The organism is Leucobacter fengyongliangi (assembly GCF_050971685.1).
Classification (GTDB): domain Bacteria; phylum Actinomycetota; class Actinomycetes; order Actinomycetales; family Microbacteriaceae; genus Leucobacter.
Window position 1 is genome coordinate 130,814 of the sequence record NZ_JBPCEU010000001.1, and the last position, 26,520, is coordinate 157,333.

The 26,520-nt window shown below is 65.7% G+C and carries 26 protein-coding genes; 10 read left to right on the forward strand and 16 right to left on the reverse strand.

The annotated features are described in order from the left end of the window. Window position 1 precedes the first annotated feature (1 nt). Both ACR0R4_RS00560 and ACR0R4_RS00565 read right to left on the reverse strand, forming a co-directional pair. Window positions 2–808, reverse strand: a complete 807-nt coding sequence (locus ACR0R4_RS00560; RefSeq protein ID WP_433645375.1) for a metal ABC transporter ATP-binding protein — start codon at window positions 806–808, stop codon at window positions 2–4. Further along, window positions 805–1,887, reverse strand: coding sequence for a metal ABC transporter substrate-binding protein (locus ACR0R4_RS00565; protein WP_433645376.1), 1,083 nt, complete (start codon window positions 1,885–1,887; stop codon window positions 805–807). The genes ACR0R4_RS00560 and ACR0R4_RS00565 overlap by 4 nt, the downstream gene beginning before the upstream one ends. A gap of 241 nt (window positions 1,888–2,128) precedes the next feature. Here ACR0R4_RS00565 and ACR0R4_RS00570 point away from each other — a divergent pair, with 241 nt between their 5' ends. Beyond that, complete coding sequence (locus tag ACR0R4_RS00570) at window positions 2,129–3,505, forward strand: amidase (RefSeq protein WP_433645377.1); 1,377 nt, start codon at window positions 2,129–2,131, stop codon at window positions 3,503–3,505. A gap of 122 nt (window positions 3,506–3,627) precedes the next feature. Here ACR0R4_RS00570 and ACR0R4_RS00575 read toward each other — a convergent pair whose 3' ends face one another. The 5 genes from ACR0R4_RS00575 to ACR0R4_RS00595 all read right to left on the reverse strand — a co-directional run bounded on the left by ACR0R4_RS00575 (window position 3,628) and on the right by ACR0R4_RS00595 (window position 7,244). Next, entirely contained in the window at window positions 3,628–4,338 is a 711-nt protein-coding gene (locus ACR0R4_RS00575) for an SDR family oxidoreductase (protein WP_433645378.1), read from the reverse strand. A gap of 203 nt (window positions 4,339–4,541) precedes the next feature. Next, complete coding sequence (locus ACR0R4_RS00580; RefSeq protein ID WP_433645379.1) at window positions 4,542–4,880, reverse strand: HepT-like ribonuclease domain-containing protein; 339 nt, start codon at window positions 4,878–4,880, stop codon at window positions 4,542–4,544. Next, entirely contained in the window at window positions 4,877–5,206 is a 330-nt protein-coding gene (locus ACR0R4_RS00585; protein WP_433645380.1) for a nucleotidyltransferase family protein, read from the reverse strand. Before ACR0R4_RS00585 ends, ACR0R4_RS00580 begins: the two co-directional genes overlap by 4 nt. Before the next feature lie 9 nt (window positions 5,207–5,215). After that, window positions 5,216–6,445, reverse strand: coding sequence for a glycosyltransferase (locus ACR0R4_RS00590; RefSeq protein ID WP_433645381.1), 1,230 nt, complete (start codon window positions 6,443–6,445; stop codon window positions 5,216–5,218). Between the two features lie 67 nt (window positions 6,446–6,512). Continuing rightward, on the reverse strand, window positions 6,513–7,244 hold the full coding sequence (locus ACR0R4_RS00595; protein WP_433645382.1) for a maleylpyruvate isomerase family mycothiol-dependent enzyme: 732 nt from the start codon (window positions 7,242–7,244) through the stop codon (window positions 6,513–6,515). Between the two features lie 192 nt (window positions 7,245–7,436). Here ACR0R4_RS00595 and ACR0R4_RS00600 point away from each other — a divergent pair, with 192 nt between their 5' ends. The 5 genes from ACR0R4_RS00600 to katG all read left to right on the forward strand — a co-directional run bounded on the left by ACR0R4_RS00600 (window position 7,437) and on the right by katG (window position 14,120). Continuing rightward, window positions 7,437–7,646 carry a heavy-metal-associated domain-containing protein gene (locus ACR0R4_RS00600; RefSeq protein ID WP_433645383.1) on the forward strand — a complete coding sequence of 70 codons (210 nt, stop codon included), beginning with the start codon at window positions 7,437–7,439 and terminating at the stop codon, window positions 7,644–7,646. 239 nt (window positions 7,647–7,885) lie between these two features. Further along, window positions 7,886–10,273, forward strand: a complete 2,388-nt coding sequence (locus ACR0R4_RS00605; protein WP_433645634.1) for a heavy metal translocating P-type ATPase — start codon at window positions 7,886–7,888, stop codon at window positions 10,271–10,273. A 10-nt stretch (window positions 10,274–10,283) separates the two neighbouring features. Continuing rightward, window positions 10,284–11,321 carry a cation diffusion facilitator family transporter gene (locus ACR0R4_RS00610; RefSeq protein WP_433645635.1) on the forward strand — a complete coding sequence of 346 codons (1,038 nt, stop codon included), beginning with the start codon at window positions 10,284–10,286 and terminating at the stop codon, window positions 11,319–11,321. A 65-nt stretch (window positions 11,322–11,386) separates the two neighbouring features. Further along, window positions 11,387–11,872 carry a Fur family transcriptional regulator gene (locus tag ACR0R4_RS00615; protein ID WP_433645384.1) on the forward strand — a complete coding sequence of 162 codons (486 nt, stop codon included), beginning with the start codon at window positions 11,387–11,389 and terminating at the stop codon, window positions 11,870–11,872. Continuing rightward, window positions 11,865–14,120, forward strand: a complete 2,256-nt coding sequence (gene katG, locus ACR0R4_RS00620; protein WP_433645385.1) for a catalase/peroxidase HPI — start codon at window positions 11,865–11,867, stop codon at window positions 14,118–14,120. The genes ACR0R4_RS00615 and katG overlap by 8 nt, the downstream gene beginning before the upstream one ends. 253 nt (window positions 14,121–14,373) lie before the next feature. Here katG and ACR0R4_RS00625 read toward each other — a convergent pair whose 3' ends face one another. From ACR0R4_RS00625 to ACR0R4_RS00640, 4 genes are all read right to left on the reverse strand, one after another. After that, entirely contained in the window at window positions 14,374–15,570 is a 1,197-nt protein-coding gene (locus ACR0R4_RS00625; RefSeq protein WP_433645386.1) for an NAD(P)-dependent malic enzyme, read from the reverse strand. A gap of 258 nt (window positions 15,571–15,828) precedes the next feature. After that, window positions 15,829–17,190: a dihydrolipoamide acetyltransferase family protein gene (locus ACR0R4_RS00630; protein WP_433645387.1), complete on the reverse strand. Its 1,362-nt coding sequence runs from the start codon at window positions 17,188–17,190 to the stop codon at window positions 15,829–15,831. 26 nt (window positions 17,191–17,216) lie between these two features. Continuing rightward, entirely contained in the window at window positions 17,217–18,203 is a 987-nt protein-coding gene (locus ACR0R4_RS00635) for an alpha-ketoacid dehydrogenase subunit beta (RefSeq protein WP_433645388.1), read from the reverse strand. After that, window positions 18,203–19,381: a thiamine pyrophosphate-dependent enzyme gene (locus tag ACR0R4_RS00640; RefSeq protein WP_433645389.1), complete on the reverse strand. Its 1,179-nt coding sequence runs from the start codon at window positions 19,379–19,381 to the stop codon at window positions 18,203–18,205. Before ACR0R4_RS00640 ends, ACR0R4_RS00635 begins: the two co-directional genes overlap by 1 nt. 98 nt (window positions 19,382–19,479) lie before the next feature. Between ACR0R4_RS00640 and ACR0R4_RS00645 the strand changes: the two genes are divergently transcribed. The 4 genes from ACR0R4_RS00645 to ACR0R4_RS00660 all read left to right on the forward strand — a co-directional run bounded on the left by ACR0R4_RS00645 (window position 19,480) and on the right by ACR0R4_RS00660 (window position 22,828). Next, a complete protein-coding gene (locus ACR0R4_RS00645) occupies window positions 19,480–19,893 on the forward strand; it encodes a phage holin family protein (protein WP_433645390.1) in 414 nt (137 codons plus the stop codon). 84 nt (window positions 19,894–19,977) lie between these two features. Then, window positions 19,978–21,363, forward strand: a complete 1,386-nt coding sequence (purB, locus tag ACR0R4_RS00650) for an adenylosuccinate lyase (RefSeq protein WP_433645391.1) — start codon at window positions 19,978–19,980, stop codon at window positions 21,361–21,363. A gap of 75 nt (window positions 21,364–21,438) precedes the next feature. Beyond that, a complete protein-coding gene (locus ACR0R4_RS00655) occupies window positions 21,439–22,335 on the forward strand; it encodes an LssY C-terminal domain-containing protein (RefSeq protein ID WP_433645392.1) in 897 nt (298 codons plus the stop codon). Next, window positions 22,328–22,828, forward strand: coding sequence for a hypothetical protein (locus ACR0R4_RS00660; RefSeq protein WP_433645393.1), 501 nt, complete (start codon window positions 22,328–22,330; stop codon window positions 22,826–22,828). The genes ACR0R4_RS00655 and ACR0R4_RS00660 overlap by 8 nt, the downstream gene beginning before the upstream one ends. 31 nt (window positions 22,829–22,859) lie before the next feature. Here the strand turns inward: ACR0R4_RS00660 and ACR0R4_RS00665 are convergent, their stop codons facing one another. From ACR0R4_RS00665 to rpsR, 5 genes are all read right to left on the reverse strand, one after another. Continuing rightward, window positions 22,860–23,168: an ABC transporter ATP-binding protein gene (locus ACR0R4_RS00665; RefSeq protein ID WP_433645394.1), complete on the reverse strand. Its 309-nt coding sequence runs from the start codon at window positions 23,166–23,168 to the stop codon at window positions 22,860–22,862. Between the two features lie 24 nt (window positions 23,169–23,192). Beyond that, window positions 23,193–23,798, reverse strand: a complete 606-nt coding sequence (locus ACR0R4_RS00670) for a hypothetical protein (RefSeq protein ID WP_433645395.1) — start codon at window positions 23,796–23,798, stop codon at window positions 23,193–23,195. Between the two features lie 98 nt (window positions 23,799–23,896). Beyond that, window positions 23,897–25,279: a replicative DNA helicase gene (dnaB, locus tag ACR0R4_RS00675; protein WP_433645397.1), complete on the reverse strand. Its 1,383-nt coding sequence runs from the start codon at window positions 25,277–25,279 to the stop codon at window positions 23,897–23,899. A gap of 488 nt (window positions 25,280–25,767) precedes the next feature. Beyond that, on the reverse strand, window positions 25,768–26,217 hold the full coding sequence (rplI, locus tag ACR0R4_RS00680; RefSeq protein WP_433645398.1) for a 50S ribosomal protein L9: 450 nt from the start codon (window positions 26,215–26,217) through the stop codon (window positions 25,768–25,770). An 11-nt stretch (window positions 26,218–26,228) separates the two neighbouring features. Next, entirely contained in the window at window positions 26,229–26,489 is a 261-nt protein-coding gene (rpsR, locus tag ACR0R4_RS00685) for a 30S ribosomal protein S18 (protein ID WP_433645399.1), read from the reverse strand. Window positions 26,490–26,520: the final 31 nt, after the last annotated feature.

The following is a 26,520-nucleotide window of genomic DNA, read 5'->3' on the forward strand; positions in this document are numbered from 1 at the left end:
GCTACTCCGTCTCGCGGGTGGTGGTGATGGTGTGCTGGTCGAGCTCAACCGTGGTGTCTTGGAACGCGTGCTTCACGGCCTCGAGCGTGAGCGCCTCGTCGAGCGGGCCGAACGCGGCCGGGTGCCCGGGCTGGCCGGGTTTGTGGCCGGTGGCGAGCAGCAGCACGTGGGTGCACGCCTCCTGCGCGATCTCGAGGTCGTGCGTCGACACGATCACGGTGCGCCCCTCGGCGCGCAACTCGCGCACCAGTTCAAGCAGCGTGTCGCGGTTTTCGCGATCCAGCCCATTAAACGGTTCGTCAAGCAGCAACAATTGTGGATCGGAGGCCAGCGCCCGGGCCAGAATGCCGCGCTGCTGCTGCCCGCCTGAGAGCTCGCCGAAGCGCTGACCGGCGAGGGCCGAAAGCGCGACGCGTTCGAGGGCGTGGTCGACGGCCGCCCGGCCCGCGCGCCCGACAGGGCGGATCGGGCCGAGGCTGCGGTACAGCCCCATGGTCACGACCTGACGGAGGGTAACTGGAAGTTCGGCATCGCGGCTATCGGCCTGCGGGAGGGTGCCGATGTGTCTGCGTGCCCGCACCGGGTTGGTACCGAGTACCTCGATCTCACCGGCGGTGAGCTCGGCAAGGCCGAGGATGCCGCGCAGAAGCGTCGACTTGCCCGAGCCGTTTGGCCCGATCAGCGCGACGGCGGATCCACTGGGAATGTCGAGGGTCAGGTCAGAGACGCGCGTGCGCCCTGCGTAGCCGAAGGCGGCTCCGCGCAGGGCGACGGCGGGGGTGACGGGGGTGCTCAGGGATGAGATCATTGCAGCTCCGACGGCAGGTCGTCGGGAGTCACCCCCCACGCTTCCAGGATCACGCGGGTGTTGTGAATCGTAGCATCGATGTACGTCTCGGCTCCGCTTCCGGGTGCCCCGAGCGAATCAGCGTAGAGCGATTCTCCATCGACCACGGTGACCCCGGCCTCCTGCGCGATGGTCTGGGCGAGCTTCGGGCTCATCGAGGATTCGACGAAGACCGCCTTCACCCCATTTTCCTTGATGCTTGCGACGAGTTCGTCGATCTGCGCGGCGCTCGGCTCGGCGTTGTCTTCGAACGACGGCAGGATCGAGCCGGCGAAGGCAATGTCGTAGTCGTGCAGGTAGTAGCGCAGCGAGTCGTGGCCACTCACGAGCACGCGATCCGCCTCGGACACGCGGTCGAACTGTGCGGCAATCCACTCATCGAGTGCGTCGAGTCGCTCGGTGTAGGCGGCGGCGTTCTCGGTGAAGAGCTCGGCGCGCTCGGGATCGGCCGCCCCGAGGCCCTCAGCGATCTGATTCACCATGTCGGCAGCATACTGCGGTGAGGTCCAGAGGTGTGGGTTGATGTCGCCGTGATCGTGACCATCGTGCGACTCCTCGGCCGGCTCGGCGGGGTGCTCCTCCGCCGCGTGATCATGGTCACCGCCCAGACCCTCGGCGGTGATCTCCTCGGCCTCGTGCAGGTCGACGCCCTCGCCCGCCACGATGATCGTGCCGTCGAACCCTGACGATTCCACTGCGCTGTCAATGAAGGTCTCGAGGTCGACCCCATTCACAATGAGCACGTCGGCACGCCCGAGCTCGAGCAGGTCGGCCGGAGAGGGGTCGAAATGGTGCGCCGATGCGCCCGCCGTGAGGAGTCCGGTGAGTGTGATGTGGTCTCCCCCGATCTGGCCTGCAAAATCGGTGAGCTGCGTGGTGGTGGTCACCACGCGGAGGGTGCCGGTCTCGTTTTCGGCGCCGGAGTCACCGGATCCGCTCGTGCAACCGGTGAGGGCGAGCGCGGCCGCGGCGGCGAGGGAAACGGCGGCGAGCGCGCCCCGGCGAGTCGGGCGAGCGGTGCGAGAATCTGCGGTGTTCACGGGGAACCTTTCCAGTGGCCACGTCGGCCGGTCTAAATGAGAACGAGTCTCACTTTATCCCTAATGAGAACAGTTCGCAACAAGGTGGATCGCGCGTGCGCAGAGGCAGCGAGTGGATCGCGCACGGCGGCCTGTCCGAGGTACTCGTCGCGGGCGGGCTACACCTGCTGAAGGGGTTCGACTGAGCCACACAGGCAGGCCGCGAACCGGCGAAGTCGGCTGTTGAGCCTACGCTGGAGTCGTGCCCCTCACCGAACCAACCGCACTCGACCTGCGTGACGCGCTCCGCCGCCGAGAGGTCACCGCCACGGAGCTCGCCGAGGCTGCGCTCGCGCGCATCGCCGAGCGGCCTGATCTTGGTGCGTTCGTCAGCGTAAACGCAGAGCTCGCGCTCGCGGACGCGGCCCGGGCGGATGCGCGGATGCACGCCGCCGCCGACCCCCGCGACCTGCCGCCGCTCACCGGCCTGCCGACCGCCCACAAAGACCTGGTTGACGTGCTCGGCTTCGGGACCACCCACGGTTCGCGCGCCGTACCGCACCGGCTCGCCGACAGCGATGACCCGATCGCGGCGGCGGTGCGCGCCGCCGGTGCCATCACGCTGGGCAAGACCCAGGTACCCGAGTTCGGCATCGCCGGGTACTCGGAAAACTCGTTGGCCGCGCCTGCCGCGAACCCGTTTGACACGTCACTGACGGCGGGTGGATCCAGCGGCGGCACAGCCGCCGCTGTCGCCGCTGGGCTCATTCCGGCGGCCATCGGCAGCGATGCGGGCGGATCGATTCGCATCCCCGCCGCGGCTTGTGGCCTCGTCGGACTGAAACCCAGCCGAGGCACGATTCCGGCGGATCGTTTCCGCGGCGCGACAGACCCCGCGGGGGCGCCGACGATGGGCGTGTCCGGCCCGATCGCGCGCACTGCACGCGACGCGGCGCTGTTCTTCGACGCGATTCTGGGAGGGCACGGCGAGCCGACCCTCGCCTCGGTGAACCGCGCGGAGGACCTGCGCGGCCTGCGCATCGGAGTGAGCCTCGCCTCGCCGTTCGAGGAGTGGGTCGAGATCGGCTTCTCGCCCGAGGCACATGCGGCCGTCGCAGCCGGGGCCGCGGCGCTCGAGGCAGCGGGTCACCACGTCGAGGCAGCGGCGATCCACTACGAACCGCAGTACCCAGAGGCCTTCACGACGGTCTGGACCGCGGGACTCGGACGCATCGAGTTTGCGCCGGGCGGAGAGGAGTTGCTCGGCGACCTCGCGCGCATGTTTCTCGAACGCGCGCGCCGCACCTCCCCCGAGGCGCTCGGCATCGCCGTCGAGGGCCTCCGCTCGTTTGCGGAGAGCGCGACCCGACAGTGGGCACGCTACGACGTGGTGCTCACGCCGGCACTCGCCACCCTGCCGCCGGCGCTCGGCGCGTTCACCGCCCTCGGACCAGAGGGCGACTACCGGCTGCAGTGCCAGTGGGCACCGCAGACCTCGATGGTGAACGTAGCCGGGCTGCCCGCGGTCACCGCGCCGACCCATTGGACTGCCGCCGGGTTGCCCATGGGGGTACAACTCATCGGTCGCCCCGGAAACGAGGCGCAGCTGTTGCAACTCGCTGAACAGCTGATGCGCTAAACCCCCGCAATCGGCCAGTAGGTGTCGCCTCTGATCGCTGCAGGCGACGCCAACTGCCCGATTGCGGGTTGGAAGAGCGCCGGGGCGAAGCGAGGCGGGGCAGCGGGGCCTCGCCTGCACGATTACACCGGATTGACCCCAACCGACAATCCTCCACAGGCATAGAGCACCTGGCCGGTCACAAACCCCGCATCTGCATCGAGGAAGAAGCCCGCGGCTCGGGCGACCTCTTGCGGTTCGCCCATGCGTCCAACGGGTATCGCGTCAACGATGGCGCGAGTGCGGGGCGAACCGGGAGGGTTGGCTTTCAAGAACAGGTCAGTGGCGATCGGGCCAGGGCCAACCGCATTCACAGTGATGCCGTCGCGGGCCAGTTCCAGTGCCCAGACCCGGGTCATCCCGATCAAGCCTGCCTTCGCCGCGGCGTAGGCGGTGCGATGTTCTTTGCCGAGCGCTGCCCGCGAGGTCATGTTCACAATCCGCCCGAATGAGCTTTCCTTCATCCCGGGCAACAGGGCCTGGGTCACCTGTACCGCGGAACGCAAGTTCAGATCAAACGACGCACTCATGTGCTCGAGCGTCTGGTCTTCGACCGCGGCCGGAAAGACCGCGCCGACGTTATTGACCACGCGGGTGATGGGGCCGCCGCTGAGCGCCTCATCGAGCGCTGCCGCCGTGCTCGCAACGTCTGCGAGGTTCCCGATGATCGACCGACCGACAGAGGCCGGGGACTGATCGATCACGATGACATCCCAGCCTGCACCCACCCCCCGCTCAGCGATGGCCTTGCCGATTCCGGCGGCGCCTCCGGTCACGAGGAGTCGTTCGTTCATGTCTGTGAGCCTCTTCCCTGCCGGGGTCCGACCCACCTCGTGTCGACACCCCTGTCGCGTGGTCTCAAAATTACCCGTGTTCCGCGTCGTTCGGGCCGCCCGCACTGTCCCAATTTCCGACAGTAGGTGGAAAGTTCACGTCTACAGACTGACCGGCAATTACTGAGCCCCGAGGCTGGCCGGGGCTCTCATGCGCCTGAAACTCAGTCGTGTCGAATGTGGCCGCGGAGCGCAGTCGCGAGTGCTGGCAGGTGGATCTGAATTACATCGCGACCCGTTGCGACGTCGACGCCAAAGTAGTGATGTACAAGTATGTTGCGAAAACCGCGAATCTGTGGCCAGGCGATTTCCGGGTGGGCAACGGTGATCTCAGGCGGGAGATGGTTCGCAGCTTCCCCAATGATCTGCAGGTTTCGTTCGACGGCATCTTCCGCCATGTCGACCAAGTCTGTGTCACCACTTTCGAGCGCGTCTAAGTATCGCTGGCAACGGTCGATCGACTGCAAGATGTCTGCGACACGCTCATCGATGCTCCGGCTCACAGCGCGACCGCATGGGCGAGTGCCGATTCTGCGATTGGTTGCTTCAGCAACTGCACCGGGAAGATGTCGATGTCGCCCCGTCCAAAGAGAGTTCTGGTCTCCTCCATGAGTCCGGAGGCTCGCATGAGCAGATTCCCATCCGCTGGGTCCATCTCAACGAGGATATCGATGTCGCTGCCTGTCTTCGCCGTACCGCGAGCAATCGAGCCAAAAAGCCTCGGGTTCGTCGCCACGTACTTCTGTAGAAGCGCCTCAAACTCTTCGCGACGCGCGTCAAGGAGCTCGCGGAGGGCGAGCGTCTCTGGCGTGACAACGGGCGCGGACATGCTTCCAGATTACCTGGGGAGTGCTACCTCGCGATAGGCACCAAGGAGGGCTTCAGTCGACGCACGCCAGGAGCGAGTGAGGGCGCTCGCGCGTGCGGCGCGGCCCAGCCGATCAATGCGATCGTGGTCGCGAAGCAGCGCGTCGATCTCAGCCGCCCACACGCGCGGCTCGTCGCTGTCGACGAGCAGCCCGGTTTCACCATCGAGCACGGCCTCACGCAGCCCGCCGGCCGCGCGCGCGAGCACGGGTACCCCCGAGGCTGCGGCCTCAAGCGCCACCAGCCCAAACGTCTCAGAATGCGAGGGAATCAGCACCAGGGTCGCGTGCCGCAGCCGCTCGGCAAGTACGCCGCGGTGCAGCGCCCCGTCGAAGGAGGTCGTGGCGAGCATCCCCGCGTCCGCCACGGCCTGGTGCAGCAATCGCACGTAGGCATCGCCATCGGGCGGGGGCGCGCCAACGATACGCAGCGAGGGCCGCCGCTCGGGCGCGATTGCCGCCACGGCCGCGATGGCCAAGTCGAACCCCTTCAGCGGGTGCAATCTGCCCGCGACGAGCACCTCGGGCAGGCCGCCGTGCGTGATCCACTCGCTGCCCTCTGCGCGCTCGCGATCGGTGCAGGGTCGAAACACCTCGGTGTCAACACCGGGTTCGACCACCCGCACCCGCCCGGGATCACCACCCAGTCGCCCGAGCACGGTCGCCCGCTCGGCCAGGCTCACGGTCACGACCAGGTCCGCCTCGCGTGCCAACAGCTGCTCGCCGGCGAGCCTGCCGGGCGCCTCGGGCCGTTCCCCCTCGGTCAGCGGGGTCGCCTCGGGCGCCGCGATGCTGTGGTAGCTCTGCACCAATGGCACACCAGTGGATCGCGCGACCGGCAGGGCCGCCAGGCCTGAATACCAGTGTTCGGCGTGGAGGAGGTCGGCCGGGTGATCCACCAGGTGTGCAGCCAGCGCGTCGCCAAATGGGGCAATCAGCACCTCGTGCTCCCCCTTTGCGAGCAGGCGCGCGGGCCCCACATCGAGGTGATGCACCGTGAGGCCGGGAGCAAGAGCGACCTCCGCGGGTAGCTCGGGCGAGCTGCGACGCGTGACAATCCGCACCTGGTGCCCGAGGCGCGCCAGCTCAGCAGCCTGCGCGCGAATCACGACGTTCATGCCACCCGCGTCTTTGGTGCCGGGCTCGTCGAGCGGCGAGGTGTGCAGCACCACGAAGGCGATGCGCAGCGAGGCGTTTTCCATCCTTCGACCGTACCGCAGCGCTGACCGGTTGCGGGGTGGGTGGTGGGCTGGTTCGGGGGGCGCGGAGCTAGAGGCTGGTCGGACCGTCGAGAAGCGCCTTAGCGGCCTCACCCTGAATGTCAAGCCTGTCAATGGGGGTGCGCCCCCACAGGGCGAAGTAGAGATCTTGAGCAGTGCCCTCAATCGTCGCGTCTACCGCGCTACCCGTGGGGAGCAACTCGGGTATCTCGCCTGGGCCCACAACCCAAGTGGTTCCGATATCTGTTGCAGTGATGCGGATATTCTCGCGCACATCAGGCGGTGACCCGTTCGCCACCAATCGCCGAAAGAAGACCGTCAGCAGCTCATCGATGCCATCGGCCGCGAGCTCAGCAGGTAACTCCGGTTCGGCCATGCCACGCGCCCTCGCGAGATCACAGGTGTGCACAATCACTTCGTGCAGCTGTCGGCGCACCCAAAAAGCCGCGGTCTCATCCAGCGTGCCGAAATTTGGAACAGGTTCGTCTGGCTCGACCGCTTTCAGCGCGGCAACGAGCGCTGAACTGGTGCCCGAATACCAGTGCGCGAGTCCCCCACGAACGATTGGGCGGGGCTTACGTGCCATCTGACCGCTGAGCACTATCGCTGCGGCCCAACGATGAATTGTGCCCAGGTGAATAACGAGATCGCGCACGTTCCAACCCGGACAGGTCGGAACCTCTTCTTCTCCGCTCGCCTGTGAGAGCAGTCCGGTGAATCTGGCGATCGCAGCCTCAAGCGCGTCGATCGCGTCGATCTCATTCCCAATCCGCGCTTCCATACGCAGGAGCCTACTGGGGGTGTGCGGTCTCGAGGGAGGGAATATGGTTCAACAGTTTGGCGTTTCAGCCGATAGTTCCCCCAGGTGGGTATGTGGATCCTCTCTCATCCGAGAGAGACTGGATGCACCGAACACGAGATCGCTGCCGCGGGGCACACGACGACGCGCTTGAACAACCGAATGGAGCACTACATGACCACCACCGAATACACCGTCACCGGGATGACCTGCGGCCACTGCGAGCGGGCGATCCGCGAGGAGGTGGGTCAGATTGAGGGCGTGACGAGCATCGAGGTCGACGCCACGACCGGCCACCTAGCCGTTACGAGCGACGCGCCCGTCGATGATGCCGCGGTGCTCGCCGCGGTTGACGAGGCCGGGTACGCCGCCGAGCGAGCCTGATCCACCCCGCTGCCCTGCAGCCCTGCAGCCCTGCACGCAGTGGACAACTTCGCGACCTTGGCGGCAGTCGAAGCTCGCGAAACCGTCCACCCGACCAGTAACGCCCCAGCCCCACACCACCCGCACCCAGAGATCGAAGGCCCACCGTGGCACCCGCACCCGCACCCGCACCGACCCCGGCACCGACCCCGACCCCGACCCCGACCCCGGCCAAGAGCGTCGAACTCGAGATCGGCGGAATGACCTGCGCCTCGTGCGCGCTGCGTATTGAAAAGAAGCTGAACAAACTTGACGGCGTCGAGGCCGCGGTGAACTACGCGACCGAGAAAGCGCGCGTTCAGGTGCCCACGGGCTTCGACCCGCAGCTCCTCATCGCCGAGGTCGAGAAGACCGGCTACACCGCCCAGCTGCCCAAGCCGAAGGCAACTGCGCACCGCAATGTGACAGTAGATGTCCCAAACAACGCTGGTAAAGAACATCTACTGTCAACTTACGAGGAGGGTGACCCCCGCGCACCCCAAGACCCCCCAGACCCCGAGCTCACCTCCCTCCGGCAGCGGCTCATCGGCTCAATCTGGCTGTCGGTACCGGTGATCCTGATCTCAATGATCCCGGCGCTGCAGTTCACCTATTGGCAGTGGGCGATGCTCACCCTGACCGCGCCGGTGGTCGTGTGGGCGGCCTGGCCGTTCCATCGGGCCGCGTGGATCAACCTCCGGCACGGTGCCACCACCATGGATACCCTCGTCTCCGTCGGGGTAAGCGCCGCCTTCCTCTGGTCGCTGTACGCCCTGTTCTTCGGGCACGCGGGCATGCCCGGCATGACGCATGCCTTCGAGCTGACCGTGCAGCCAAGCGACGGAGCGGGCAACATCTATCTCGAGGTCGCCGCCGGGGTCACCACGTTCCTGCTCGCCGGGCGCTACTTTGAGAAGCGCTCGAAGCGCACTGCGGGTGCGGCCCTCCGCGCCTTGCTCGAGTTGGGTGCGAAGGACGTGGAGGTGGTGCGGCCGAGCTCGGCTCCGGCAGAGAGCGTCGCAGGCGCAGCCGGATCCGCCGCCAACGAACCCACCGACGGCTCAGGCCTCGCATTCCCCGCCACCGGGGTTCGCGTTCCGATTGAGGCGCTCAGTGTGGGCGACTACTTCGTTGCGCGCCCCGGCGAGAAAATCGCCACCGACGGCGTGATCGCCGAGGGGCACACGGCGATCGACGCCTCGATGCTCACGGGCGAGTCGGTGCCCGTCGAGGCGGCACCCGGCGACGCGGTCGCGGGCGGCACCGTCAGCACCAGCGGCCGCATCGTCGTGCGGGCGACACGCGTCGGCAGCGACACCCAGCTCGCGCAGATGGCGAAGCTCGTCGAAGACGCACAGTCGGGGAAGGCCGAGGTGCAACGCCTCGCCGACCGCATTTCGGGCGTCTTCGTGCCCATCGTCATCGGCCTCGCGATCGTCACCCTCGTCGTCTGGCTGCTACTCGGCAACCCCGCGGCGAGCGCGTTCACCGCAGCGGTCGCGGTGCTCATCATCGCCTGCCCGTGCGCCCTGGGCCTCGCGACCCCGACCGCGCTTCTCGTTGGCACGGGCCGAGGCGCACAGCTCGGCATCCTCATCAAGGGCCCCGAAGTACTCGAATCGACCAGACGCGTCGACACGATCGTGCTCGACAAGACCGGAACCGTCACGAGCGGCAAGATGACCCTCACCGATGTGGTGCCCGCGACGGGTGTGGATCGCGCCGAACTGCTTCGTCTGGTGGGCGCGCTCGAGCTCGCCTCCGAGCACCCCATTGCGCAGGCGATCGCGCGTGACGCCGCCAAAGAGTTGCAGATTTCCCCGGTGGATCTGCCCCCCGTTGAATCGTTCCGCAACGTCGCAGGCACGGGAGTCACGGGCGTCATCGAGGGCATCGCGGTGCTCGTCGGCCGCGCGTCGCTCCTCACCGAGTGGGCGATCCCGGCAGACCCCGAGCTTCTGGCGGAAAAGGAGCGCCTCGAGCGGGAGGGCAAGACCGCCGTCATCGCCGCCTGGGACGGGCGGATGCGCGGAGTGGTCGCGGTTGCCGACACCGTGAAGCCCTCGAGTGCTGAGGCGATCCGCCAGTTTCAGGCGTTGGGGCTGGAACCGATGCTGCTCACCGGCGACAATCGCGCGGTGGCCGAGCAGATCGCCAGCGAAGTCGGGATCTCACGGGTCACCGCGGAGGTGCTGCCCGGCGACAAGGTCGACGTGATCAAGGCACTCCAGGCTGAGGGCCGCGTGGTTGCGATGGTCGGCGACGGGGTGAACGACGCGGCGGCGCTCGCTCAGGCTGATCTTGGCATGGCGATGGGTACCGGCACCGACGCGGCCATCGAGGCCGCCGACATCACCCTGGTGCGTGGGGATCTGCGGAGCGCGAGCGACGCGATCCGCCTCTCGCGCCGAACCCTCGGTACGATCAAGGGCAATCTGTTTTGGGCGTTTGCTTACAACGTCGCGGCGATTCCGCTTGCTGCCCTGGGCCTGTTGAACCCGATGATCGCCGGGGCCGCGATGGCGTTCTCGAGCGTGTTCGTGGTGGGCAACAGCCTGCTGCTGCGGCGCTTCCGGAGTGCCTCCAGCGAGCCAACGGCGAGTTCCTGAGTTGGCCGATGTGACCGGCAACGAGGACGGGGCAAGAGAGCGCCCCGACGCCTCGAACGCATGCGCGCCCGGCTTTAGCGCTGACCACCCGGATCCACCCGAGCATCCACCCCGGCACCGCGGGCATACGCACGGAGCCGCGCACGCGCTTCCCATTTCCACCGCGAGCGAGTTCCACCGGCGCCGATTTGTGATCGTGCTCGTGGTCACGCTCACGGTGGTGGCGGTGCAGGTGATTGGCTCCCTGCTCTCCGGGTCGCTGTCGCTGCTCGCCGACGCGGCGCACATGCTCACCGACTCCGCGGGCGTGGCGATCGCGCTCGGTGCGAGCTATCTTGCAGCGTTGCCCGCCACCGCCGCCCGCACCTTCGGCTATCTGCGCGTCGAGGTACTTGCGGCGCTCGTCAACGGCCTAATCCTGTGCGTCGTGTCGGTGGTGGTGCTCATCGAGGCCATCCGCCGCATCGGTGAGCGGGTCGAGGTGGATCCCGGCATCATGCTCATCGCCGCGGTCATTGGGGCGGTCGCGAACCTCGTGTCGCTCCTCATCCTGAGGAAGGGACAGCGGCAGAACCTCAACGTGCGCGGCGCATATCTCGAGGTGCTGGGCGACCTGCTGGGGTCGGTCGCGGTGATCGTGGCCGCCCTGATCATCTGGGGTACGGGATGGATGTGGGCCGATCAGGCCGCGTCGATGCTGATCGCGGTCCTGATCTTGCCGCGCGCACTCAGCCTCCTGCGCGACGTCGTTGAGGTGCTCCTCGAGGCCACTCCGCGCGGAGTCGACACCGAGCAGATCCGCACCCACCTGTGCGCCATTCCCGGCGTGGTCGAGGTGCACGACCTCCACGCCTGGACCATTACGAGCGGCGTGCTCGCCCTCTCCGCGCACGTCACATTGTATGGCGACACCTGGGACGATCAGCAGGTGCACGCGGTGCTCGACGAGGCGAAGGCGTGCTTGCGCGAACATTTCGGGGTGGATCACTCGACCCTGCAGCTCGAACCCGAGGGGCACCGACGCGCCGGACCGCACCGTCACCAGTGAACCACGCGTGTCAGCTTCGCAAACTTTTAGATTTGATCCACTCAAAATAGAGTAGAATGACAGCGATGCACCCCCTCGAGACCACCTCCCCCGAGCGCTGGAGCGAACTCCTGCGCGAGGCAGGGCTGCGCGTGACCTCCGGCCGCCTCGCGGCACTCGCGCACATTGAGGCTCACCCCCACTCGAGCGTCGCGCAGATCCACACCGCGCTTGCGCACGATTTGCCCTCAATGTCGACCCAATCCGTGCATAACATCACGCACGACTTGACCATGCACGGCATTCTGCATCGCATCGACACGCCCGATTCGGGCAGCGCACTGTATGAAACACGCACGGCAGACAATCATCACCACGTGCAGTGCATCGTGTGCCACCGCATCGAAGACGTCGACTGTGTCGTCGGCGAAGCTCCGTGCCTCACGCCGCATGACGCGCACGGTATGCGAGTGCTCGAGGCCTCAGTCACGTTCCGCGGTATCTGCGCTGCGTGCGACGCAAGCCCCTCTACTTCACCTACTCACCCCCAACGAAAGGATCAGCATGTCTGATATGGACAAGTGCCCCGTCGATCACAGCGGTGGCGCCCACGCCGCTGGTGGCGCAAACCCGAAGGATCAGCCCTTCCCGAGCGGCAAGGCAAAGGGCACCGGGCCCGGCACCGGCAACAAGGAGTGGTGGCCCACCCGCCTCAACCTGAAGATCCTTGCGAAGAACCCCGAGGTGGCGAACCCCCTCGGCGGCGACTTCGACTACAAGGCCGCGTTTGAGGCCCTCGATCTTTCCGCAGTGAAGCGCGACATCGCGAGCGTGCTCACCGATTCGCAGCCCTGGTGGCCAGCCGACTTCGGCAACTACGGCCCCCTCATGATCCGCATGGCATGGCACAGCGCCGGCACCTACCGTGTGTTCGATGGTCGCGGTGGTGGCGGAACCGGCCAGCAGCGCTTCGCCCCGCTGAACAGCTGGCCCGACAACGTCAACCTTGACAAGGCCCGCCGCCTCCTGTGGCCCGTGAAGAAGAAGTACGGCAAGTCCCTCTCGTGGGGTGACCTGATGATCCTCGCGGGCAACGTTGCGCACGAAGAGATGGGCATGCCGACCTTCGGTTTCGCCGGCGGTCGCCCCGACGTGTGGGAGCCCGACGATGACGTGTACTGGGGCTCGGAGAAGAGCTGGCTCGGCGACGAGGACCGCCTCGACGAGAGTGGCGAGCTTGCGAAGCCGCTCGGTGCGACGATGATGGGCCTCATCTACGTCAACCCCGAGGGCCCGCGGGCAAACCCAGACCCGCTGCTCGCGGCGCACCAGATCCGCGAGACCTTCGCACGCATGGCGATGGACGACGAAGAGACCGTCGCGCTGATCGCCGGCGGCCACACCTTCGGCAAGACCCACGGCGCAGCGCCCGAGGAGGGCCACGTCGCCGCAGACCCCGAGGCTTCTCCCATGGAGCAGCAGGGCCTGGGCTGGAAGAACAACTTCGGCTCCGGCAACGGGAATGACACGATCGGCAGCGGCCTCGAGGTCACCTGGACCTACCACCCGACGCGCTGGGACAACGAGTTCTTCCACATCCTCTTCGCGTACGAGTGGGAACTCACCACGGGCGAGGGCGGCCACTTCCACTGGCGGCCGAAGGATGGTGCCGGATCCGACATGGTGCCGATGGCGCAGGGCGAGAGCCGTCGCGAACCGCGCATGCTCACCACCGACGTGTCGCTGCGCGAGGATCCGATCTACCGCGAGATCTCGCTGAAGTTCCGCGACGATCACGAGGCCTTCACCGACGCGTATGCACGCGCCTGGTTCAAGCTCACCCACCGCGACCTGGGCCCGAAGGCCCGCTACCTGGGCCCCGAGGTTCCGGCGGAAGACCTGCTGTGGCAGGATCCGATCCCGGCGCGCGACTATGAGCTTATCGACGCGGCCGATGTCGCGGCGCTCGAGCAGAAGGTCATCGATTCGGGCCTCTCGGTTGCCGAGCTGGTCTCCGCCGCCTGGGCATCGGCTGCCTCGTTCCGCGGCAGCGACAAGCGCGGTGGCGCAAACGGCGGGCGGATTCGCTTGGAGCCTCAGCGCAGCTGGGAGGTCAACCGCCCCGAGCAGCTTGCTCGCGTCATCGGCGTGCTCGAGGGCATTCAGGCCGAGTTCAACGCGCAGGCCGCGGCGGGCAAGCAGGTCTCGTTCGCAGATCTCGTGATCATCGCGGGCAACGCCGGCGTGAAGCAGGCCGCGAAGGCTGCCGGTGTCGCCATCGACGTGCCGTTCACCCCGGGCCGCACCGACGCCTCGCAGGAGCAGACCGATGTCGAGTCGTTCGGCTTCCTCGAGCCCGCCGCAGACGGCTTCCGCAACTACGAGAGCGAGCGCGGCTTGGGCCTGCCAGCCGAGCACTTGCTGGTGGATCGCGCCAACCTCCTCACCCTCTCGGCCCCCGAGATGACGGTGCTCGTGGGCGGTCTGCGCGTGCTGGGTGCGAACTGGGACGGCTCGGAGCACGGCGTGCTCACCGAGAACCCAGGGCAGCTCACGAACGACTTCTTCGTGAACCTGCTCGACCTGAACACCACGTGGAAGCCGCTCGACAGCGAATCGCGGGCGTTCCAGGCCACGAACGACGCCACCGGCGAGCAGACCTGGACCGGCACCCGCGCCGACCTGGTGTTCGGCTCGAACTCCGAGCTGCGCGCCCTCGCCGAGGTCTACGCGAGCGATGACGCCAAGGAGAAGTTCGTGCAGGACTTCGTCGCGGCATGGGTCAAGGTCGCAAACCTCGACCGCTTCGACCTGCAGTAGTCTCTCGCACACAGGAATGGCCCGCCCCTCCGGGGGCGGGCCATTCCTGTGCCCCCCTCTTTCAGAGAGGGCGCTAGTGGCGCTTTCATCTCTGATGAAGCAGCCCTTTGCGCCCTACAAGAAGGGGGTGTGGGGGAATCGCGATCCACCCAGACTTTCGGTGGGCGCAAGTGGTTGCTTCACCTGGTGGCAAGCAGCCACTTGCGCCCTACCTCGCGGGGCGCTGAGGTCGTGAAGTGCTGAGGAGTTGGCGCTACGCGCCGGGCTGTACCGCACCCATCACGGCGCGGGCGACGGCCTCGGCCACGCCGGGCGCGAAGGGATTCGGCACGATCTCGTCGAACGCCGGGTTCGGAACCTGATCGGCGATCGCCTGCGCCGCCGCCAGCTTCATCTCGGTGGTGATGCGACGCGCGCCCGCGTCGAGCGACCCGCGGAAGATACCGGGAAATGCGAGCACGTTGTTGATCTGGTTCGGGAAGTCGCTGCGGCCCGTGGCGACAACCGCGGCGTGCTTCTGCGCCACGTCAGGCGCGATCTCAGGGTTCGGGTTCGAGAGTGCAAACACGATCGAGCCCTCCGCCATCGAGGCGATATGCGCCTCCGGCACCTGCGACGAGGACACCCCAATAAACACGTCGGCACCGGCCAACGCGGCCTCCGTACCACCGGAGACCCCGCGAGGGTTCGAGCGCTGCGCCATATCGAGCTTCATGTGCTCGATGTCGTCGCGCTCGGTGTGCAGCGTGCCCTTCGAATCGATCACGATGAGGTCGGTGACCCCGACCGCGAGCAGAATCTCGGCGACCGCGATACCGGCGGATCCCGCTCCCGAGATAACGATGCGAAGATCGCGCAGCTGCTTGTCCACGACCTTCACCGCGTTGGTGAGCGCGGCCAGCACCACGACGGCGGTGCCGTGCTGGTCATCGTGCATGACGGGCATGTCGAGGGCCTCGATGAGCCGACGCTCCACCTCAAAGCAGCGCGGTGCGGAAATGTCTTCGAGGTTGACCGCGCCGAAGCTCGGCGAGATCCGCACGATGGTCTCTACGATCTCATCAACATCGGTGGTGTTGATTACGATCGGAATCGAGTTCAGGCCTGCGAAGCGCTTGAAGAGGGCGCTCTTCCCCTCCATCACGGGCAACGAAGCGCTCGCCCCAATGTTGCCGAGCCCGAGCACCGCGGTACCGTCTGAGACGACGGCAACCAGGCGCGAGGCCCAGGTGTGCGACTCGGCCAGAGCCGGATCTTCGGCGATGGCCGCGCTCACCTGCGCGACACCGGGCGTATACGCGATCGAGAGGTCGCGGCGATCCTCGAGCGGCTGCGTCAGTTCGACGCTGAGCTTGCCACCGAGGTGCGCGGTGAAGATCTCTTCTCGGGTGATGGTCTGGGCCTGCGACAGGCCGTTGGTCGCAGTGGCGTGGGAAGTCGCTGATGACACGGAGATTCTCCTTTAGGGCAACACGAAGACAGCGCTACTCAGAGAGCGCCGTCAATACTGGGGAGGACGTCGCTTGGCCTGTGGCCGTACATGTTCAGTGGCTTGTGGCCGTTCATGGGGAGCGGGATCAGTCCGCGTCACCGCGTCCTCTAGGTACGACGATACAGCCCCTTTTCACCCCAAAAGCGAAAATACCGAGAAATTTTCAAATATATTTCTACTTTGCGGCAAGCGGGCCTCGAAGAACCCCGATATTACTCAGTCGAGCAGCAGCGCGGGCTCCTCCAGTACCGAGGCCACGTCTGCCACAAAGCGCGAAATCACATCACCGTCGACGACTCGGTGGTCGAAGGATCCACCCACCGTCGTCACCATACGCGGGCGCACCTCGCCATCCACCACCCACGGCTTCTGGCGGATCGTGCCCATCGCCATGATCGCCACCTCGCCGGGGTTCAGAATCGGCGTGCCGAAGTCCATGCCGAATACCCCGATGTTCGTGATGGTGATCGTGCCGTTCTGCATGTCTGCCGGCTTCGTGCGACCGTCGCGCGCGGTGATCGTGAGCTTCTCGATCGCCTGCGCGAGTTCAAGCAGGCTCAGGTCTTGCGCCTCCTTGATGTTCGGCACGATGAGCCCACGTGGGGTCGTCGCCGCGATGCCGAGGTTCACGAAGTGGTGATGGATGATCTCGGTCTCGGTGAAGGTCGAGTTGATCTCCGGGTTGCGGCGGATCGCCCACAGCATTGCCTTCGCGAAGATCAACAGCGGTGACACCTTGGTGCCCGCAAAGTCGGTCGATGTCTTGAGTCGCTTCACGAACTCCATCGTGCGGGTTGCGTCGACATCGGTGAACACGCCCACGTGGGGCGCGTCGAACGCGCTCGCGACCATCGCCTCGGCGGTGAGCTTGCGCATCCCCTTCAGCGGGATCCGCTCCTCGCGCGCCGCGGGTGCGTCGGGAGTCACGATGTTGCGGAAGAGGCTCGCCTCGTTCGCGTTGCGCACCACGTCATCGCGCAGGATCTCTCCCGCGATGCCCGAACCGGTGAGCCGGGTGAGATCCACCCCGAGGTCTTTCGCGAGCTTGCGGATCGGCGGCTTCGCAATCACGGGAGAGGCCTCGGCTACCGGCAGCGGCGCGTGCTTCGTCGGGGAACCGTTGAGAAGCGGCTCGCCTCCGCGGCGCCTCCGGCTCTTCACCGCGCCGGCGGCACCATACCCGACCAGCACGGCACCTCCAGCGCTTTCGTCAGCGCCGTTTCCTTCTCGTTCCACGCTCGCGGCGGCATCGGCGACCACATCGTGCGTCTCGGCTTCAGCCTCGGCATCCGCGGCGAGATCAGCCGAATCATCGGGTTCATCGGCATCTACACCGCCCGAGGTGCGGATCCGCATGATCGGCTCCCCCACCGGCACCGTCTGCCCGATTTCGGCCAACAGTTGTGTCACGACCCCGCTAAACGGCGACGGCAACTCAACGAGTGACTTCGCGGTTTCGATCTCACACACCACCTGGTTCAGCTCGACGGTATCGCCGGGTGCGACCATCCAGGTCACGATCTCCGCCTCGGTCAGACCCTCGCCCACATCGGGAAGTGGGAACGACTGCTCAGTCATCGGGGCTCCTTCGGCTCAGTCACGATCTAGTAGTTCATGGTGCGGTCGACGGCCTCAAGCACGCGATCCGCGTCGGGGAGGAACAGGCCCTCGAGCTTCGCCGGCGGGAACGGCACGTCGTATCCGCTCACCCGCAGCACGGGTGCCTGCATCGTGTAGAACGCGTGCTCCCCCACGTAGGCTGCGATCTCGCTGCCGAGGCTCGCGTTCGCCGACGCCTCCTGCGCCACCACGAGGCGCCCCGTCTTACGCACCGAGGCGAGCAGCGGCTCGTAGTCAATGGGAGAAAGGCTGCGCAGATCCACCACCTCGAGGCTTGTGCCCTCAGCCTGCGCAACCTCGGCGGCCTGCAAGAGGGTCGTCACCATCGCACCAAAGCCCACCACCGTGCAGTCGGTGCCCGAGCGGGCGATGCGCGTGCGGTGCAGGTCTGCAGCTGGGGCTGCGGGATCCACCTCGCCCTTCTGCCAGTACTTCGCCTTCGGCTCGAAAAAGAGCACGGGGTCATTTGACTGGATGGCCTGCTGAATCATCCAGAACGCGTCGTGCGCGTTCGACGGCGAGACCACCCGCAAGCCCGGGGTGTGCGCGAAGTACGCCTCGGGGCTTTCCTGATGGTGCTCGATCGCGCCGATGTGGCCGCCGTAGGGCACGCGGATCACAATGGGCATCGAAATCTTGCCATCGTGGCGGCTCGTGATCTTCGCGAGCTGCGAGACGATCTGGTTGAACGCGGGGAAGATGAAGCCCTCGAACTGGATCTCGATGACGGGGCGGTAACCGCGCATGGCGAGGCCGATCGCGCTGCCCACGATGCCCGATTCAGCGAGCGGGGTGTCGAGCACCCGGGCGGATCCGAATTCCCGGTGCAGCCCGTCGGTCACGCGAAACACGCCGCCCAGGGGCCCGATGTCTTCGCCCATCAGCAGCACCCGCTCGTCGGCCGTCATTGCGGCGCGCAGGCCCTCATTGATCGCGCGGGCGATCGGCAGGGTCTCTCGTTCAGTCAGCATTACTTCGTATCCTCGGTAAACGATGCCTCATACTGTTCGAGCCAGGCACGCTGCTCGTCAATGCGCGGGTGGGGCTCCCTGTAGACGTGGGCGAACATGGTGTCGGGCTCGGGCGCGGGCAGGTGCAAAATCTCGTCGCGCACACGCTTCGCCTCGACCTCAGACTCCGCGCGCACCCGCTCGAAGAATTCTTCCTCGACACCAAGGGCCCGCAGGTAGTTTTCAAAGCGGTGGATCGGATCGCGCTTTTGCCATGCCGCAAGCTCGGCGTCATCCCGATAGCGAGTGGGGTCGTCACTCGTGGTGTGTGCACCGATGCGGTAGGTCAGGGCCTCGATGTAGCCCGGGCCGCCGCCCGTGCGCGCCTCCCGCAGGAACCGGCTGCCCACCGCGAAGGCCGCGAGCGGATCGTTGCCGTCGATCTGCACGCTGCGCAGACCGAATCCCAGCGCCCGGCGGTAGAGCGGGGTGCGGCTCTGCCGGGCGACCGGCACCGAAATCGCCCACTGGTTGTTCTGCACCACGAAGACCTCGGGGGTCTGGTAGCTGGCGGCAAAGATCATCGACTCGTTGGCATCACCCTGGCTGGAGGTGCCGTCGCCGTAGAAGACCATCGTGGCCTCGCCGGTCGAGGTGCCCGCCTCGCCCGGATCGAGGGTCGTGTCGGCCGCGCGTCGCTTCGCGTCGAGCACTTGTGCGAGGGCCATGCCGGTCGCATGCTGGGTCTGCGCGCCAAGCACCAGGGTATAAAGGTGGAAATTACCGTTCTTCGGGTCGGTGACATCCCACCCGCCGTGCGTGAGGCCGCGAAACTGCGCCGCGACGCTCGTGAGGCTGACCCCGCGCACCCGGGCCACCAGGTGCTCGCGGTACGCCGGAAAGATGTGGTCTTGCGGCTGCGTCGCGTGAACGAGCCCGACCTGGCAGCCTTCCTGCCCGACGCTCGGCACCCAGAGCGCGAGCTGCCCCTGGCGCTGCAGGTGCGTGCACTCGGTGTCGAACGCTCGGGTGGCGACCATGTCGCGGTACCACTGCCGAAACTCGGCCTCGCCGACCTGCGCGAGCTCATCGGCGTACGCGGCGGCGGACTCGGACGGGGCGTAACGCCCGTCGTCGTCAAGGAAGCGGATCGGTTCGGGATCCACCATGTCGAACGCGAGGGTAGGTGTCTGACTCATCCTGACCCAGTGTAGTAACCACACTTTTCCGTGGGCGGATATATGCAGGATCGGCGAAATTCTGGCCGGAGCCGTGCTGACGGTGCGAGACTTGATGCATGAGATCTGTCATGCGAATTCTGGTCGGCGCATTCGCGCTGTGGCTCACCACGCTGATTGTGGGCGGCAGCGGCGATCACGGCGTGTGGATCGTGCCCCTCGCCGAAGACAACTGGGGAGTGATCGCGACCTACGTCATCATCGCGCTCATCTTCGGCCTCGTAAACGGCACCCTCGGCCGGGTGGTGAGATTCGTCTCGATCCCGATCCGCATCCTGACGCTGGGGCTGTTCGGCCTCATCATCAACGGGTTCCTCATTTGGGTCGTCGCCTGGATCTCGGGGCTGCTCGGCTTCGGCCTGTGGGTTGAGGGTTTCTGGTGGGGCGTGCTCGCAGCTCTGGTGCTCTCCATCATTTCTGGGATCCTGAACGGCCTGCTCGGCACCGGCAAGCCGAAGCGCGGCGAGGTCTAGTCCGGCCGAGAGTGGCGCACCGCGCCGAAGTGCGAGAATAGAGAGTGGACCGCGATCCACCCTCGACGCATCGGAGACCCGCACATGACCGTACTGCCCCCACAGCCGCTCAGCCCGCTCGACGGACGGTACCGCAAGGCGGTCGAAGGGCTCGGCGACTTCCTCTCGGAGGCGGGGCTGAACAAGGCGCGCGTGCACGTCGAGGTCGAGTGGCTCGCGTACCTCACCAGCCACTCCCTGCTGGGAGCGACCCCGCTCGGCGACTCAGATCTCGAGGCGCTGCGCGCGTGGGCCGCGAACTTCGGGCAGACCGAGATCGACCAGCTTGCCGAGACCGAGGCGCGCACCCAGCACGACGTCAAGGCTATCGAATACCTGGTGCGAGACCAGCTGAAGGCGCAGGGCCTCGGCCACCTCGCCGAGCTCACCCACGTGTGCTGCACGAGCGAAGACATCAACAATCTCTCATACGCACTCACCGTTCAGCAGGCGATCGCCGAGGTGTGGCTGCCGAAGCTTCGGGCGGTCATCGCCGAGCTTGAGCGCCAGGCCGAGCAGTACCGCGAGCTCCCCATGATGAGCCGCACCCACGGACAGCCCGCGACACCCACGACCCTGGGCAAGGAACTCGCGGTCTTCGTGTACCGCCTGAATCGCCAGGTCGCGCAGATCGAGCGGATCGAGTACCTTGGCAAGTTCTCTGGCGCGACCGGCACGTTTGCCGCCCACCTCGCGGCGGATCCCGCTGCCGACTGGGCCGCCATCTCGCGCGAGTTCGTCGAGGGGCTGGGGCTCGACTGGAACCCGCTCACCACGCAGATCGAGTCGCACGACTGGCAAGCCGAGCTCTACGGCCGGGTGGCCCACGCGAACCGCATCCTGCACAACCTCGCCACCGACATCTGGAGCTACATCTCCATCGGCTACTTCCGCCAGATTCCGGTCGAGGGCGCAACCGGTTCGTCTACGATGCCGCACAAGGTAAACCCGATCCGCTTCGAGAACGCCGAGGCGAACTTCGAGCTCTCGAACGCGATCCTCGATTCGCTTGCCGCGACGCTGGTCACGAGCCGCTGGCAGCGCGACCTCACCGATTCCTCCGCACAGCGCAACATCGGCGTGGGGCTGGGGCACTCGGTGCTCGCCCTCGACAACGTGCTGCGCGGCCTCGGGCAGATCGACGCGGCACCCGAGGTGCTCGCTGCCGATCTCGATGGCAACTGGGAGGTGCTCGGCGAGGCAATTCAGACGGTGATACGCGCCGAGGTGACGGCGGGTCGATCCACGATCGAAGACCCGTACGCGGCACTGAAAGATCTCACCCGCGGGCGGCGGATCGGCCAGGCCGATCTCGTGGAGTTCGTGCAGGGGCTCGAGATCGGCGATGAGGCGAAGCAGCGCCTGCTCGCCCTCACCCCGGCCACCTACGTGGGCTCGGCAGCGCAGCTGATTGATTTCCTCGGGGATTAGCACCTCGCGGGGACTGCACGTTTCGCTTCGTCGATGCCGCACCCTCGTCTCGCCATACCGGTCTACGATGTGGGTATGAGCGGGGGCACCGGGGGAAAGCAGCGATCGCGACGAAGCCGCGTCTCACTGACGGCCGTGCTCGATGAGTTTTTCTTCATCTTCGCGGGCGTCGCCGCGGTGTGGCTCGCGTGGCTCCTGCTCACCGAATCCTTCCAAATCGGTTGGTGGGGCATTCTCGTTGCAATCCTGTTCTGGGGGCTGCTCGCCTACCTGGTACTCCCCCGCATTCACCGGGTACTGACCACGATCTACGTGCCCGACTATTTCATCGGCCGCACCCGCACGAGCGATGGGTTGCTCGGTGATCCCATCAACCTCGCGCTCCTCGGCGAGGCAGAGCAGTTGCATCAGGCACTGCGCGCGGCGGCCTGGACCCGGGCCGACCCCGTGACTGTGCGCTCGTCGCTGCGCATCGTCACTTCGACGGTGACCCGCCGCAGCTACGACGAGGCCCCCGTGAGTCCCCTGTTCCTGTTTGGCCGCATGCAAGACTTCGCCTACCAGCAAGAGGTCACGGGCAATCCCGCGAAGCGGCACCACGTGCGGTTCTGGCGCACTCCCGAGGGGTGGCTGCTGCCAGGGGGCGAGCGGGTCGATTGGCTCGCGGCGGGCACGTTTGACCGCGCGGTGGGGTTCTCGCTCTTTACGCTGCAGATCACCCACAAGATCGATGCCGATACCGATGTTGAGCGCGATCACATCGTCGGCACGGTTCTGGCCCACAATGAGGCCGCTCGACTGCGGGTCCTTCCCGACTTCTCCACTGGATATCACTCGCGAAACGGGGGTGGCGACAGCATCCGCACCGACGGTGACCTGCCGATCCTCGACCTGCGAGCGCTTCCCGCCGAGCTGGGTGGATCACACCAGGTGCAGATCGAGGCAGCGATCCGGGGTGTGGATCGTGACTGAGCCACGCAAGCGCGCAGCCATCGAGCCGGCCCTGGTGCTTGTTGAGCGCGAATCTTCCGCTGAGTTTCCGTCCAAACGACCGGCAACCACCGTACTGGGAGCCGTATTCGTTCTCACCCGCGCGCTGGCCGGTCTGCTTTGGCTCGGTGCCTTCCTGCTGGTTTGGCCAGAGATTGTGGCAGAGGAAGGATTCGACACGGAGGAGGCTCAGTTCGGAGGCTGGCTCGTCTCAAGCGTGAGCGGTGTGGGGATCATCGCGCTCTTCCTGCTTGCCTGGCTGATTTGGCGTGGCAATAACACCGCGAGAATTCTCGTGATGTGTGGGCTCACGCTGAGCATCACCACCTCAGCGATCGGATACTTCGCGCTGGGGGAAGAGATCACCATCCGCACGACGCTCGTAGTGCTCGCGCTCGACATCCTGGTGTTGCTTGCGCTCTCGAGCCGCGATTCACGGGCCTGGGCTCGCCGCAGGAGCACGGCAACGACCTGAGCCGGGAATGGTCGGCTCACACAGACGAAGGCTAGTGCCAGTTCTCGGTCTTATCGGGTGACTGAAGATCCTTGCGGGCCTGCACGTCTTCCTCGCTGGGCTTCCCCCCGAGTCCAATCAGCGCAACCACCATCAGCGCGACAATGAACGCGATACCAGCGGCGATACCGGCAAACGCAAAGTCGGGTGTTCCCTCAGGTGTGCGCAGCACGAGCAACACGACGAGAGCGGCAAAGATCGCCAGGACACCCGAAAAGCCCACCAACTCGAGTGGGCGCAGCCGGTCGCGACGCGATGGGGTCACGCGCTGTGGTTCATCGGGCGGGGTGAGCTCGGTCATGAAGTGCTTTCGGGTCGGTGAGTGTTAGTTGGCGGGCGCGAACGCGTCGTCGCCGGGCGCGGTTTCTGCAGGATCGACGGTGGTCGTGCCCCGCGTGTCAAACGCCGAGATGCCGAGGAAGACTCCCCGGACGATGGCGTAGGCACCGAAGAAACCGATCACGGCGATGAGGTCATCGCGGAACACAAGGACGAGCACGGCGAGTGCTCCGCTGAGGATCGCGGACGGAAAGGCGACTCCCCGTGCCTGTGATCCTTGGGTGACGCGCACCACCGCGATGATCACGGAGGTGGCTGCCCAGACTGCGAGCACTAGGGAGGTGTCGAAGGCACTGCTCGACACCAAGATGGCGGCGGCGGCAACGAGCGCGAGCGTCGCGCGCGCGGCAACGAGCCAACTTGCCGGCGTCGCGCGAACCGCGAAAAACTCAATGATGGTCGTGATGCCGATGGCGAGCAGGCTCGCACACAGCACCCAACGATCAAACGCCGGGTCGCTGTGCATAGTCGCTGTGAACGCGATGACGATGCCCGCCACGAGTAGCACCACTGCTCGCAGCAGTCGCGCCCGACGCAGGTCTCGACTTTCGGGGTTTCCTGAGCGCGACGAATCGTGTATCGCTGTCGTCATGACGCTCAGCCCTTCTCTCAGCCTGGCTTCAGTCTATCGCTCGCTCCTCAGCGCATCCCGAGTGAACGGTGTACGCCGACTCGAGAGCTTGCCTGCAGCTAGTGCCCACTCGGCATGTCTTGGAACCGCGAGTAATGACCCTGGAATGCCACCGTCACGGTGCCCGTCGGTCCGTTACGCTGCTTCGCGAGAATCAGGTCGGCCTCCCCCGCGCGCGGGTTGTCTTTCTCATACGTCGACTCGCGATGCAGCAGAATCACCATGTCGGCGTCCTGCTCGAGTGAGCCTGACTCACGGAGGTCGCTGATCGCTGGCATCTTGTCGGCACGTTGCTCGGAAGCACGGTTGAGCTGTGACAGCGCGATGACCGGCACCTCGAGCTCTTTCGAGAGCAGCTTCAACGCACGCGAGAACTCGCTCACCTCCTGCTGACGGCTCTCTACCTTCTTGCCCGAGGAGAGCAGCTGCAGATAGTCGATGACCACCATCTTGAGATTGTGGCGTTGCTTGAGCCGGCGACACTTCGCTCGAATCTCGACCAGGGTCAGGTTCGGGCTGTCGTCGATAAAGAGTGGGGCCTCGTTGATCCGAGCCTGAGTGGCCGCCAGCTTCTGAAAGTCGCGCTGATCGAGTTCGCCCTTGCGCAACTTCTGCAGCGGTATCGTCGCCTCGGCGGAAAGCAAGCGCATCGCGATCTCGGCGCGACCCATTTCGAGCGAGAAAAACACCGTGGTTTGATTGTGGTGGATCGCGCCCGAGCGGGCAACGTCAAGCGCGAGCGTGGACTTACCCATGGCGGGCCGTGCGGCGATGATGATCATCTGCCCCCCGGCGAACCCGTTCGTCTTTTCGTCGAGCTCGGCGAAGCCGGTGGGCACGCCCATCATGCCGCCGTCAGCCATCTGGGCTTTTTCGATCTCGTGCACCGCGGCTTCGACTGCGAGCGAGAGCGGCACGTAGTCTTCGGCCTTGTCGGCTCCGGTCACCGAGTAGATCTCTGCCTGCGCGTTGTTCACGAGGTCGATCGCCTCGCCCTCGGCCGCGTAACCCATCTGCGCAATACGCGTACCGGCCTCGACCAGGCGACGAAGCAGCGCCTTCTCGCCGACGATGTCGGCGTAGAAGCTCGCGTTCGCGGCGGTCGGCACCACGCTGGTCACCGTGTACAGGTACTCCGCCCCGCCGGCGCGCTGCAGGTCGCCGCTCTTGGTGAGCTGGTCGGTGACGGTAATCGCATCAGTGGGCTCGCCGCGCGAATAGAGCTCAAGGATCGCGTCGTAGATGACCTCGTGCTTGGGCACGTAGAAGTCGACCCCGCGGAGCATGCCGTACACGTCGGCCACCGCGTCTTTGGAAAGCAGCATTCCGCCGAGCACGCTCTGCTCTGCCAACAGGTCGTACGGTGGCGTGCGTTCGTACGAACGTGGCTCATCACCATAGTCGGCGGGGGCTTCGGGAAACCCGAGATGTGCGATCGACACTCGATCCTCTTTCTGCGATTACGTCCTGCGAACCGCGCTCGGTTCGCTCTCGTGGTGTTCACCCATCAGACACCGAGCTACCGACATTCACCGTAGGGGGTGGCGTCGATTCCACCAAACGCGGCCTGGGTAACCCTGTGTATAACTTGGTGCATAACTTGTCTGATTTCGTCGTGTTTTGTCCACAGGTCTGTGGACAGCCTGTGGAAACTATTCCCGATGCAAGAAGAATTGCCGCTCTGAACTGGGGTTTCGCTTTCGCACAGCTGTGGAGTTATCCAAGTCTCATGTGCAACTTGAAGCTTCGCTACCTGTCGCAGTTGTGGAAAAGTACAGACGATTTGCCGACTTGTCAACACCCAATTTCACACAGCGTCCGATTTCACACGAAGGCACCAATCCTCCGCACAGATGTCCTCCACATGAACAACGAAAGCGGGGTGATCAGCCCGTGAAGGCGATCACCCCGCTGTGGGTGTGTGCGAGAACTAACGCTGAGCGATGACCTGCAGGGTCACCTCGGCGTCGACACCCTCATGCAGGTGAATCGTCGCGACGTACTCACCGGTCGACTTGATCGTCGGAAGTGTGATCTTCCGCTTGTCGATCTCACCAATACCGGATTCCGACACCGCGGCCGCAACAGCGGCTGGCTTGATCGAGCCGAACAAGCGACCCTCTGCGCCACTCTTCGCGAACAGACGGATCTTGCCGCCCTGCAGCTTCGCCTTCAATGCCTGAGCATCTTCGACCGAAGCGTGCGCACGCGCATCGCGAGCCGCGCGGATCTGAGCCACCTGGGCTTCGCCACCGCGGCTCCAGTGCACGCCGTATCCCTGGGGAACCAGATAGTTGCGTGCGTAACCGTTTTTGACCTCGACCACGTCACCCGCGGAACCGAGACCCAAAACCTCGTTTGTAAGAATCACCTTCGCCATGATGCGCCTCCTTAGCGGCCGGAACCGGCATAGGGGAGAAGCGCCATCTCGCGGGCATTCTTAACTGCCTTTGCAATGAGTCGCTGCTCTTGAACAGAAACGCCGGTTATCCGACGCGCGCGAATCTTTCCGCGCTCAGAAATGAACTTGCGCAGCGTCGCGACATCTTTGTAGTCGATGACGCCAACGGTCTGCTTCTTCGCGGGAGCGAGAACCTTTGCGTTCTTCCCGCGGCTCGGCTTGCGACTCGCGCCGCCCTGCTTGCCTGCCATATTGATCTCTTTTCGTGAACTGCCCCGACGG